The organism is Sporosarcina sp. P17b, assembly GCF_002743115.1.
In the GTDB taxonomy this organism is placed as follows: domain Bacteria; phylum Bacillota; class Bacilli; order Bacillales_A; family Planococcaceae; genus Sporosarcina; species Sporosarcina ureae_C.
Genome location: NZ_PDYP01000005.1, coordinates 179,689 through 192,026 on the forward strand (window position 1 = coordinate 179,689; position 12,338 = coordinate 192,026).

The 12,338-nt window shown below is 41.6% G+C and carries 13 protein-coding genes; 5 read left to right on the forward strand and 8 right to left on the reverse strand.

What is annotated here, in order from left to right; all coding sequences use genetic code 11:
* Positions 1 to 63 precede the first annotated feature (63 nt).
* From CSV76_RS08160 to CSV76_RS08170, 3 genes are all read right to left on the reverse strand, one after another.
* The gene (locus CSV76_RS08160) at positions 64 to 1,260 is read right to left on the reverse strand and encodes an AI-2E family transporter (protein ID WP_099625323.1); all 1,197 of its coding nucleotides are present in this window, start codon (positions 1,258 to 1,260) and stop codon (positions 64 to 66) included.
* A gap of 73 nt (positions 1,261 to 1,333) precedes the next feature.
* The gene (locus tag CSV76_RS08165; RefSeq protein WP_099625231.1) at positions 1,334 to 2,290 is read right to left on the reverse strand and encodes an LCP family protein; all 957 of its coding nucleotides are present in this window, start codon (positions 2,288 to 2,290) and stop codon (positions 1,334 to 1,336) included.
* 73 nt (positions 2,291 to 2,363) lie between these two features.
* Positions 2,364 to 3,542, reverse strand: coding sequence for an MFS transporter (locus CSV76_RS08170; RefSeq protein ID WP_099625232.1), 1,179 nt, complete (start codon positions 3,540 to 3,542; stop codon positions 2,364 to 2,366).
* A 150-nt stretch (positions 3,543 to 3,692) separates the two neighbouring features.
* Between CSV76_RS08170 and CSV76_RS08175 the strand changes: the two genes are divergently transcribed.
* On the forward strand, positions 3,693 to 5,291 hold the full coding sequence (locus CSV76_RS08175; protein ID WP_099625233.1) for an ABC-F family ATP-binding cassette domain-containing protein: 1,599 nt from the start codon (positions 3,693 to 3,695) through the stop codon (positions 5,289 to 5,291).
* Positions 5,292 to 5,401: 110 nt separating this feature from the next.
* Here CSV76_RS08175 and CSV76_RS08180 read toward each other — a convergent pair whose 3' ends face one another.
* Complete coding sequence (locus CSV76_RS08180; protein WP_085426215.1) at positions 5,402 to 5,767, reverse strand: helix-turn-helix domain-containing protein; 366 nt, start codon at positions 5,765 to 5,767, stop codon at positions 5,402 to 5,404.
* 267 nt (positions 5,768 to 6,034) lie between these two features.
* Here CSV76_RS08180 and CSV76_RS08185 point away from each other — a divergent pair, with 267 nt between their 5' ends.
* A complete protein-coding gene (locus CSV76_RS08185) occupies positions 6,035 to 6,793 on the forward strand; it encodes a hypothetical protein (protein ID WP_085426216.1) in 759 nt (252 codons plus the stop codon).
* A gap of 168 nt (positions 6,794 to 6,961) precedes the next feature.
* The gene (locus tag CSV76_RS08190; RefSeq protein ID WP_085426217.1) at positions 6,962 to 7,648 is read left to right on the forward strand and encodes a hypothetical protein; all 687 of its coding nucleotides are present in this window, start codon (positions 6,962 to 6,964) and stop codon (positions 7,646 to 7,648) included.
* Between the two features lie 47 nt (positions 7,649 to 7,695).
* Here CSV76_RS08190 and CSV76_RS08195 read toward each other — a convergent pair whose 3' ends face one another.
* Positions 7,696 to 7,896: a cold-shock protein gene (locus CSV76_RS08195; RefSeq protein WP_085426218.1), complete on the reverse strand. Its 201-nt coding sequence runs from the start codon at positions 7,894 to 7,896 to the stop codon at positions 7,696 to 7,698.
* A 210-nt stretch (positions 7,897 to 8,106) separates the two neighbouring features.
* Positions 8,107 to 8,400, reverse strand: coding sequence for a DUF1033 family protein (locus tag CSV76_RS08200; protein ID WP_099625234.1), 294 nt, complete (start codon positions 8,398 to 8,400; stop codon positions 8,107 to 8,109).
* Between the two features lie 234 nt (positions 8,401 to 8,634).
* On the opposite strand from CSV76_RS08200, the gene CSV76_RS08205 reads away from it, so the two are divergent.
* Positions 8,635 to 9,294 (forward strand): 5-bromo-4-chloroindolyl phosphate hydrolysis family protein, encoded by a 660-nt coding sequence (locus CSV76_RS08205; RefSeq protein WP_085426220.1) that lies wholly within the window; start codon positions 8,635 to 8,637, stop codon positions 9,292 to 9,294.
* On the forward strand, positions 9,284 to 10,474 hold the full coding sequence (locus CSV76_RS08210; RefSeq protein ID WP_099625235.1) for a toxic anion resistance protein: 1,191 nt from the start codon (positions 9,284 to 9,286) through the stop codon (positions 10,472 to 10,474). The genes CSV76_RS08205 and CSV76_RS08210 overlap by 11 nt, the downstream gene beginning before the upstream one ends.
* 286 nt (positions 10,475 to 10,760) lie before the next feature.
* Here the strand turns inward: CSV76_RS08210 and CSV76_RS08215 are convergent, their stop codons facing one another.
* Positions 10,761 to 10,958, reverse strand: a complete 198-nt coding sequence (locus tag CSV76_RS08215; protein ID WP_099625236.1) for a DUF6501 family protein — start codon at positions 10,956 to 10,958, stop codon at positions 10,761 to 10,763.
* A gap of 63 nt (positions 10,959 to 11,021) precedes the next feature.
* On the reverse strand, positions 11,022 to 12,251 hold the full coding sequence (gene odhB / locus CSV76_RS08220; protein ID WP_085426223.1) for a 2-oxoglutarate dehydrogenase complex dihydrolipoyllysine-residue succinyltransferase: 1,230 nt from the start codon (positions 12,249 to 12,251) through the stop codon (positions 11,022 to 11,024).
* Positions 12,252 to 12,338: the final 87 nt, after the last annotated feature.

Consider the following 12,338-nt stretch of genomic DNA (forward strand, 5'->3'; position numbering starts at 1 on the left):
GCGTTTCTATGAGCACGCACATATTTCTATAAACAAAAAAGTAACCCGCCTTCTACCGGCGGGTTACTCTCTATCTATCTCATAATACTCCTCAAGCGAATCTGCATCATAATACATCTCTTCATCTGTCTCGAAACGATTATAGCGCAGCGTGAACAAGTAAAACATATGCGTCGCGACTACCTTCAGCAGCGCATACGCAGGAATCCCGAGAATCACTCCAGCGACACCGAATAGCGAACCGGCTGTCAGTAGGACGAAAATAATCGTGATCGGGTGGATATGTAGTGATTTCCCCATGATTTGCGGTGAAATGAACTTCCCTTCGATTACTTGCACAATCGTCCAAACAATCGCAAGCTTCACCAGCATGAACGGTGATGTGACAATCGCGATAATAGCTGCGGGCGTAATAGCAATGACTGGACCTAAATACGGTACAATACTCGTGAACATCGCAAGTACCCCGAGCAACAACGCATATTTCATTTTAATAATGAGGAAGCCAATCGACACCATGATTCCGATCGCAATAGCAACCAGAATTTGTCCTTGAATATACGCACTGATTTGCCGATCTGCATTGCGGAAGATGATCGATGCATCGTCTCGCAAACGTGGAGGCAACATACGCAAAATCATTTGGGGCAACTTCTCGCCGTCTTTCAGTAAGTAAAACAGTATGAGTGGTACCGTAAAAATACTCAAAATGATTCCCGTTAACGTAGAAACGAAGGAAGTAATACCTGATGCGATGCCACCTATAGTTTCCGTGAAGAACGTACCGATACTCTCAAAACCAGAATCAAGGAAGCTATTCACGTTAAAGTTGAATCCTTCATAAACCGGCGCAAATATGGAGTTGCGGAAAAACTGATCGGTGTCCAAAATTAACTGTTTAAAATACGTTGGGAATTCATCGAATAGATTGATCGTCTGTAAACGGAGGAACGGTAATACTAAGAAAATCACTAATGTTAGTAAACCTGCAGTCGCTAGTAGAATAATCAAGATTCCGTAGACGCGTGGTATACGCAGACGTTCTTCCAAAAACCGAAGAATCGGACGCATTAAGTAATACAAAATCGTCGCGAGTACGACCGGTAAAACAACTGTCGAGAAAAATACTTTAATCGGATAGAAAATAAATGAAACTTGAGTGAAGACCAAGATGATCAATCCAATGAACAATAAACAAAGTAAAACAAACAATGTAGATTGACCACCGAGAAATCCAACAACCGGTGAAGTCGAGGGAATCGACCAGAAGTTCCGTAAAGAAGATTTTTTTGGTGGCTGCCTCAATGTTTCACTCCCCCCTTTATTCGATTCGTTACGGTGTAGCTAAAAACGAACGAATCGCTTCTCTATTTTTATCTAAATCAATATCAATTACAGATCCTGCGTGACTATAGGAAGTAAAAGAATAACTTCCTTCAACTGGAATACGTAATGTTTGAAGATCCAGTTTGCGTTTCGCAACAATTGTCAGCACTCTTGTTAGCTCATCCTTTGAAGTGAGGTCCGTCTCAATGAAGTTATCGAGTGCACCAGCTACTTTCGGAGCTTGCAAGACTGTTGATACGCTGAATAGCTCGTCCTTCACTGCTTGAATCACTTCCTGCTGGCGATTGACTCGCCCGAAGTCCCCTTCATCATCTGCGCGGAATCGTGCATAACCAAGTAACTCTTTGCCGTTTAATCGCTGGACGCCAGGTTTTAGCGTGACGCCAATTTTTTCAGACATTTCATTTTGAACGTTCATTTCAAGACCCTTCGGAAACGCAATGTCCATAATGGATTCGAAATTATCGAAATCGACGACTGCGTAATGATGAATAGGTATATTGAACATCCCTGAAATCGTTTCTTTCGCAGTTTGGACACCACCCAAGTAGTAGGCGGTATTCAATTTATACGACTGGTACCCTGGGATCTGTGCGTAGATATCTCGCATAAATGAAATTAAATGCGCGGTACCAGCTGTTTGGTCCCAAGATAATACCATCATCGTATCAGTACGATATTTTCCTGATCCATCATTATCGACACCGAGCAATAAATAATTCTCTGTCGTTGGATCTTGCGGATTTAGCAGATCGCCTTGAAATTCTCCAGGGTTGATCTTGCTGCCTGCTGTCATCGCCTTGCCTTGTTTATATTGAAAGTAGCTATAAGCCGAAATCGTTACAGTGAATAGCAATACTGCTGTTATAAAAACTCTGCCAACGCGTAATTTACGCTTCTTTTTCCTGCGATGTGGCTGCTGTTCGTCGAAGTGTTCATCCATGTAGCGTCATTCCTCCATTATCCGTGTGTATCCAGTTATCAGGACGTTTCTGTTCACAACGGGTTGCGTCCAGTCACGAGCTTTGCTTGGCGGATCGACCTATTTGCAACGCTAGTCCTAGCATTGCCACAAATAAAAGAAGAAATACGAACAATGTAACATAATGATTTTCTGTGTAGTCATATAAGGAAGCGATGAGTAGAGGCAAGATTCCACCTATGATGAACCCCCCTGTCTGCATCATCGCAGTCCAAGAATTCGTTTCTTCGGCTGTATCAGTAGCGTCCATTGGCATGAGCAAGCAAATCGGGAATAATCCACCGAGCGGAATGCCCATCACGAGTACGCCGATTGCGAACCACAACGGGTCTGCCGTCCACATCAAGCCAATCGACACAATACCGAGCGCGAGAATTACAACAAGTGCTGGCGTTCTACTTGTAAACTTTTGCAAGACAATCGGGAAACCGATATTCATGAAGATCTGCACAACCGTCATCAAACTAAGCAATGTCCCCGCCTGTAAAAGCGTCATGCCGTTCGATACAGCAATCGGAACGAGATACGTTAAAACGGAGAAGAACAATGCCGTCTGTAAACCGAAGAATATAAGAAAACTCCATGCCTTCTTGCTGCGCCATGGATTTTCCCCTTTTACTACAGGTTGTTCTGACACTTGCTTCACTTCAATTGGATGCTTGGCGGTGACTGCCCACGCAATCATTCCTAGAACCGCAATAGCGGCCCAAACGGCTAGCGCAAATGAATAGGACCCTGCTTTTTCATAAAAGACCCCCGTTAAACCTGTGCTTAGCGTCGCCCCCATCCCCATACCGAATGAATAAATGCCGACTACTACTGCAACATGCATCGGAAAATACTGTTTGATGAGCGCGGACAGCAAAGGTCCAATAACGGCAATCGCGACTCCCGCAATGAAAGCTGTCAGTAATAATACACTAAATGACGTAACCGAAAAGCGAATTCCGGTTGCTACAGCAAGTAACAGCAACATTAAGTACATCGTCTTGTTTAAGCCGATCGCTTTATTCAGTATCGGTGCGAGCATGGCGAATACCCCCATGCAAATGACTGGAATAACAGTTAAGAGACTCACTTGTGTGTTGGACAACGCCAAATCATCTCGAATAATATCCAGCATGGGCCCAATAGATGTAATGGCTGGTCGTAAATTGAGCGCGACTAAGAAGATCGCAAATAATAAAAGAATTTGACTAGATTTAGCGCGCAATACCAAGACTCCTTTTACTCATAATTCGTATAGATCGTCTATCATCATTATATCGTAAATCAAATTTGTAAACAGTACTAGTTCAAACATTCCATTTCACGTAATTTTAATGTATACTAGGAACATTGTGAACTTAGGAGGATATTATATATGTTAGCAGTTAGTAATTTAAGTCTTCGCTTCGGCGACCGCAAGCTATTCGAAGACGTCAATATACAGTTCAATCCAGGTAATTGCTATGGATTAATTGGAGCGAATGGCGCAGGAAAATCTACATTTGTCAAAATCGTGTCAGGTGAACTTGAACCTCAAACAGGTAATGTTATTCTTGGAAAAGACGAGCGTATGGCTGTCTTGAAACAGAACCACTTTGAATACGAAGAATATGAAGTAATGGATCTTGTCATCATGGGCCACAAAGAGCTGTATGAAGTGATGAAAGAAAAAGATGCTATTTATATGAAGGAAGACTTCTCCGATGAAGACGGCATGCGTGCAGCTGAACTCGAAGGTGAATTCGCAGATATGAATGGATGGGAAGCAGAATCTGAAGCTTCTGTACTGCTTCAAGGTCTTGGTGTTCCTGAAAGCATGCATCACTCCAAAATGTCTGAACTGGACGGATCAAACAAAGTAAAAGTATTGCTTGCACAAGCATTATTCGGCAAGCCAGACGTTTTGCTACTCGATGAGCCGACAAACAACTTGGACACTAAAGCAATTCGTTGGTTAGAAGAATTCTTAATCAACTTCCCAAACACTGTCATAGTCGTTTCCCATGACCGTTACTTCTTGAATAAAGTATGTACACATATTGCGGATCTTGATTTCAGTAAAATCCAGATCTACGCTGGTAACTATGACTTCTGGTATGAGTCCAGCCAACTGGCGTTGAAACTATCTCAAGAGTCAAACAAGAAAAAAGAAGAAAAAGTTCAGGAATTGCAAGCGTTTATCGCGCGTTTCAGTGCCAACGCTTCAAAATCCAAACAAGCCACTTCACGTAAAAAGACATTGGAAAAAATTGAGTTGGATGACATCAAACCATCTTCTCGCCGTTACCCATTCGTCAACTTTACAATGGGACGCGAAATCGGTAACGATGTTGTATCTGTTAAAGATGTTACGAAAACAGTTGATGGCAAAACAATGATTAAAGATGCTTCTTTCTCACTCGATAAAGAAGACAAAATCGTTTTGATTGGTAACCCACTTGCGAAATCAGCAATGCTTGATATGCTCGCTGGAGTAACTGAGCCGGATTCTGGAGTGATTAAATGGGGCGTTACAACAACTAACGCATACTTCCCAATGGACAACTCGGAGTACTTTGAAGGTTCGGAGCAGACGCTAGTCGATTGGTTGCGTCAATACTCTCCTGAAGATGAAACAGAAACATTCTTGCGTGGATTCCTTGGACGTATGTTGTTCTCTGGTGAAGAAGTGAAGAAAAGTCCTAGCGTATTATCAGGTGGAGAAAAAGTTCGTTGTATGCTATCGAAAATGATGCTTACAAGTGCGAACGTCTTGTTGCTTGATGAACCGACAAACCACTTGGACTTGGAGTCTATCCAAGCGCTTAACAATGGTTTAATTGCGTTTAAAGGCGCTATGATCTTCACATCACATGACCATCAGTTCATCCAAACAATCGCTAATCGTGTAATCGAGATCAATGATGATGGAACGATCTTTGATAAATCGATGACATATGATGAGTATTTGGAGTTTAAAGGTCAGAAAGCATAATATATAGGTAATCTTGAGACTATCCTAGCAACAATTTCTAGGATAGTCTTTTTTCGTTCGTACAAACTATATGAAAAAAAGAAAAGCCGTAGCTTCTCTTTTCCTTTTTGTTATTTTCTTTTTTGCGAGTAGTTGTCTACTAACGCTCTGTTAAGTAACGATATGGATCGATCCAGTTCAAACTTGATTAAGTCTTTGTACGCTTTCACCTTTTCCTGATCCCCTATACGGTAGATGTAAAGTGTCTGCATCTCTGTCCCCTGTTTATGGACCGGATGTCTAACAATCAGGCCGTCGTTTAGTAAATCATGAAGCGATTTATATACTTCAGACTTAGTCGGACGGTAACCAAGGTCTCTGAAATGGTCTAGAAGGTCATCTAATATTTGTAGACCATACAAGTTCCCCTCTTCTGCTTTATGTAGCATGTAGAGCTTCAGAAAAGCTCTCTGACGAATGACAAATGTACTCTTCATTGATCTTCCCTCCTTGATTGCTGTACGTGAGATAGTTATAGTATAGCAAACTATGTGGTGCGAGGAGAATTGTAAAGAACTAGGATTATTTGGAACCAGGTTTCTTATAACTATGCAATAGGATAATAGACCGTATGTTCCTAGTTGTTGATGGTGAAAAAAAGATTGGTATTAATGAAGTTATAAAAATAGTTATATTTATTGATTATCCTGTGATTTATTTCTATCAATTAAGGGAATACTATAAGAATAAAAGGAGGTTTTCTTATGAAGAAACATACTGTATGGTTTCTGATAGCTACACTTCTTTTAGTACTTGCTGGATGTGGGTCCAAGCCTGCATCGACTGATAATACAAGTAGCCCTGCTCCACCCGTTGATGATGACACGATATTTGAACACATCGAACCAGAAGTGACTATTCCCGCTACTGAAATTGAAATAGATGAAAATATCGAAGAAGATGCTGTGGAGGAACCTGAAACAACAGCCGATCCACAGGCTATTCCTGATACCTTGTTGGATTACTTCCCTCCTGACGACACGAGTGTATATTATGAAGGTGTCGGGAATGAATTCGCGCAAATGGCTAATACTATATCCCGACCAGCACCCGATTATGTCGTCATTCGTGAAAATAATGGTGGTTCCTACATTCAAAAGGTCTACAAATTGGAAAGTGACCAGATTCAACTTGTGAAGGAGGAACCCGTTGATTTCAATGTACTATTGCCGACACCGGCTGAATTGGATGCTATGGTTCCCATTCGAACGTATTTGAAGGAACCTATTCAAGTGGGGACGACATTTGATGATTGGACGATTATTGAAGTCGGCGCTTCCCTACAGACACCTTATCAACAATTTGACGACGTGGTAGTTGTAGAGCAAGTTGATAGTGATTTCGTCAATAGAATATATTTGGCTGAAGGCTTTGGCGAGGTAAAACGGGAGTCGATCATGACGATCGCAGGAGAACCGGATTACGTTGTAACGTCCACTTTAGAAAATATGACGCAGCCTTAATTAATGGAAGTATAATAAATAGACTATGTAGGAAGACTATCCAGAAGTTCGAACTTTGGGTAGTCTTTTTCTTGAAACTACATACGTTTACGCTTCCCTATTCTTCACTTGATATGAATAGCTTCTACTAATAAGGGAATACCACAAAATAAAAGGAGGTTTTTCATTATGAAACGTAATCTTTGGTTTCTGATGGTTGTGCTGTTTCTCGTGCTTGCTGGATGCTCAAATAAACCTGTTACGTCCCTTGATGATAAGACGGGCTCTTCCAAGACAGGTACCGTAGGAAAGACTGACGAAAAGAAGGATCAGCAAAATGACGATGCGAATCTGACCGATGTGTCTTTATTGGAGTACTTTCTTCCCGACGGTTCCAGCGCACATTATAAAGGCGTAGGAAATGAATATGCTGAATTAGATATCACCGTAGCGAGACCTTCGCAAGATTATGTCGTCATTCATGAAAATAACGGAGGTACATTCGTTCAAAAAGTGTATAAGATCAATGGGGATGAAATTCAAGTCTTGCAGGAAGAACACATCGAATTGGATGCTGGCGTTCCTACACCAGAGGAATTAAAGTCCATGAAGCCGATCCGAACGTATTTGAAGGGCCCTATCGAAGTCGGAACTACGTTTGATGACTGGAAGATCGTCGAGATGAATGCCTCAGTAGAGACACCTTATCAGCAATTCGAGGATGCAGTTGTCATTGAACAGGCTGGGAAGGATTTTGTGAATAGGATTTATATCGTGAAGGATTTCGGGGAAGTAAAACGTGAATCCACGATGTCTATGGAAGGCGAAGAAGAATTTGTGGTTACTTCTAGTCTCGAAACCGTGACACAACCTTAATTTTCCGCAAACAAAAAGGCGCCACAATGGGCGCCTTTTCAAGTGGTTTAGATTTTAACAACGTTAGCTGCTTGTAGACCACGGTTTCCTTCGACAACTTCAAATTCAACCTGCTGACCTTCGTCAAGAGATTTGAATCCGTCGCCTTGGATTGCTGAGAAGTGTACAAAGATGTCTTCTTCTCCGTCAACTTCGATAAAACCGAAGCCCTTTTCTGCGTTAAACCATTTTACTGTACCTTGTTTCATTCGATTACCTCCAAAAATATACGTACTTATTAATACACGAACCTTAGCAAAGCAAAAAATTCACGTATTACAAAAGATACCGACGTCGCCGATCACTTTTGTAATAGGTGAATCACTTAGCATACGGTCGTTCGATTAATTTACTTACGTTAAGTATAACATATTTAACTTGATTGTCAATAAATAAATAACACTTTTTACAGAATGTTCTTACGATATGTTCGGTTCACCGTTTAGTAACACAATGATACCGTGATACAATTGTAAATCTCCTTCACAGCCATCGCAATAATGTTTTTCGGTTGTCGACCAAAATGCGTGGAAACAACCTTTACGAACTTCATAATGCTCAAAGTATGATTCCATCTTGCTGATCACTTCTTCAATATATGCTTGCGTTTCGATTTCATTCGTAAATGTTTTGGATGTGACGCTATAGTCTCTCCACTCTTCAAACATCCACCACGGCTCAAAGTCCGCCTTCATGTATACCACTTCATACATTCAGTATGCACTCCTTTATCTTGCGCTATGCAGGAATGATACTCATTTTAGCAAATCCTTCCCACTATTCAAAGTAAAATGATTCACGTGGCGTAATATATGAGTTTTCGACCATTTTCGGCTATAATTGAGATAGGTTCCAGTAACCTTACTGTCTGCACGATAAATGAAACCTTTTCGCAGTTAATCCGTAAGTATTATATAGAGTCAGAATGGAAGGTGGCCTGAACAATCATGACGAATATAAAAAACTTTTTCACACGACACTTAATTATGGCGCCTACTAGTTTCCTGACATGGTTCATCCTCATCGGTGGGACGAGCATCAATTTCTTCCTAGGGTCCGCAATCGGGATTGCCATGTATGCAGGAGGCAACGTAGCCATTAAAGAACTGCAGTTACGTTCCACACTGAAACAATTCGGTATGGCGCGCTCTGAATATAAACATATTGAACAACAATTGAGTGAATCCAAGAAAAAACTGAAACAACTCGGTAATATGTATGGACAAGTACGTTCGATTCAAGCATTTAGACAAGTGTACGACATGTCTTCAATGGCTCGACGTATCATCAAAATTGTCCAAAACAACCCACGGAAGTTCTATCAAGTCGAGAGCTTTTTCTATGCGCACTTGGACTCGGTCGTAGAACTTACTTCAAAGTATAGCTTGCTAGTGAATCAACCATTAAAAGATCAAGAGATCAAAGTTGCCTTGCAGCATACACGCGAAACATTAGCCGATTTAAGTCTCGAAATGGAACGCGATCTTCGAAATGCCGTAGCAACCGATTTAGAGAAACTACGCATGGAAATTGATTATGTGGACATTACACTCAAGAGAAACAAACCGTTGCTCGAATCGAAAGGGGAACATTCTAATGACAGATAAACACACACTAGAAGAAAAATCAGTAGACGATTTACTCGGCAATCCGTTCGATATGAACGCTAGCCTACTTCCAAAAGAGATGGAAAACTCGCTTGCGGATGAGACAGCACCTGTCAAACTCATTGACCGTTTAACACCCGAAGAACAAGTCAAAGCAAGACAATTGGCTTCACAGATTCCGGTAGGCAATTACGAAGCCGTCATTTCCTATGGCGCCAATGCACAAAATGAACTTTCCAACTTCTCTCACAAAATGCTTGACCATGTTCAAGGCAAAGATATCGGCCCTGTCGGTGATGTACTGAACGAATTAATGGCCAAATTATCCGAAATCGATACAGATGATCTATCGGATAAAAAGAAATCGGGACTAAGCCGTTTATTCAACAAGGCTACTCGCCCTATTAAAGAAATCATGACAAAATACGAAAAACTCGGCACACAAGTCGATAAAATAAGCGTTCAACTAGAACACTCCAAACGTGGTTTAATGGAAGATGTCCGCATGCTGGATAATTTGTATGAACAAAACAAAACCTACTTCCAAGCACTGAACGTCTACATTGCAGCTGCAGAATTAAAGATTGATGAAATCAATAGCACGATTATTCCAGAATTGCATAAAAAAGCACAGGCTTCAGATGATCAAATGATGGTCCAAGAAGTCAACGACATGGCGCAATTTGTAGATCGTCTTGAAAAACGCCTATACGACTTGCAACTATCACGCCAAATCACGATTCAAAGTGCGCCACAGATTCGAATGATCCAACAAACGAACCAAACGTTAGCTGAGAAGATTCAGGCGTCCATCATGACAGCTATTCCCCTTTGGAAGAACCAGATTGCGATTGCTTTAACACTCAACCGTCAGCAAAAGGCTGTGGAGTCTCAGAAGCTTGTGACGAAGACAACGAATGATTTACTACTTCGCAACTCTGAAATGTTGAAAGTGAATAGTATTGAGACAGCGAAAGAGAATGAAAAAGGCATTATTGAAATTGATACATTGAAAACCACACAAGAGAACTTGATCCAGACAATCGAAGAGACATTGCTAATCCAAGCAGACGGTCGCGCAAAACGAAAAGCTGCCGAGACCGAGATTGCCAGAATGGAACAAGACCTCAAGACACGTTTATTAGCTGTATATGAAGAGTCACAAAACCGTCCCTCATAAGAGAGACGGTTTTTTTGTATGATTTGTTGTAAGTAATGACATGTGAAGTCAGGCTATGAGCGGTTGCCGTGTCTCTATGATCGCTTGTCGGGTGTCTGTGAGCGACCAAGGACCCCGATAGAGCGGATGAGAGATGTCGTAGAGCACTTAACCAGGTTCTAAGATCACTTAACCAAATCAATGAGCGGCACCGCGATTGCCCTCACTAACTTCCTCACAAATCGAACTTCAAAACACAATAAAAAGAGACAATTCAATTAAGAACTGTCTCCCCATCCCTATCTATTCACTCAAAATACGTCTTATAATACCCGCCGACTTTGCCGGAATTGTCTACTACGAAAATAAACTCCTCGGTCTCGTTCTTCACGTCATACGCCTTCCCCGCCGTCAGCATATTACTAACGAAAAACTTCGCTGCATCCGTGTGCGTACACGTTACTGTCTTCAAAGTAGGCTCATCCAACCATTGTAAATATGACATAAAACCTCTCCCCTTCTAAATAAAAACGACCCGCTGATTAGCGGGTCGCTTGGATTGTGTTAATTAAGAACCTAGTAGAAGGTCTTCAGGGTTTTCAAGCAACTCTTTAACCATCTTCAAGAATCCTACAGAATCTTTACCATCAATTACACGGTGATCATAAGAAAGTGCAACATACATCATTGGGCGAATTTCGATATTGTCACCAATAGCTACTGGACGCTTCTGAATTGTATGCATACCCAAGATTCCTACTTGTGTACCGTTTAGGATTGGAGTAGACAATAGTGAACCGAATACTCCACCGTTTGTAATTGTGAATGAACCGCCTGTCATATCAGCCAATGTCAACTTGTTGTCGCGTGCTTTTTTCGCAAGCTCTCCGATAGATGCTTCGATTTGTGCGAAACTCTTACGGTCTGCATCTACTACGTTTGGTACAACTAGTCCACCGTCAGTAGATACTGCGATACCGATATCAAAGTAATTCTTCAATAGGATTTCATCGCCATCGATTTCAGCGTTAACATATGGATATTTCTTCAATGCAGCAACGACTGCTTTCGTGAAGAATGACATGAAGCCTAGACGTACATCGTTTTGCTCGAAGAACTGGTCTTTTTTGCGTGAACGAAGTTCCATCATTTTCGACATATCAATTTCGTTGAATGTAGTTAACATTGCTGTTGATTGTCTAACTTCAAGCAAACGCTTAGCGATTGTTTGACGGCGACGAGTCATTTTTTCACGAGTGATACGGCCATCGTCTTTCGCTTCTGCTTTAGGAGCTGGAGCCGCCGCAGCAGGTGCTGGAGCGTTGTTGTGAGCAGATACGTCTTGTGCACGTACGCGACCCATTGGATCAACAGGTGATACGTCCGCAAGATTGATACCTTTTTCACGTGCAAGCTTGCGTGCTGCTGGACTTGCAATTGTGCGGTCTGAAGAAGAAGTTTCTTCTGCTACAGCTGCTGCTGGAGCCGGAGTTTCTTCTTTTTGTGCAGGTGCTGGCGCTGCTGCTTCAGTTGCTTGTGGAGCTTGTTGTGCCGGTGCACCTGAACCTTCGCCTACAATCGCGATTACTTGGCCAACTTCAACTGTGTCGCCTTCTGCAGCCAATAGTTCAGACAATACACCCGCTTCTTCTGAAATGACTTCGACGTTCACTTTATCTGTTTCCAATTCAACGATGAATTCACCTTTATCCACGTTTTCACCGGGTTGTTTCAACCATTTTGCAATTGTACCTTCTGTAATTGATTCTGCTAGTTCAGGTACTCTGATCTCTGCCACAATAAATTCCTCCTCGTAGGTATACCGTTTTTTAACGGATAAGCTACTTTGTATAAGTAGTTTTTTAACTTTTTCTGTAAAGCTTAT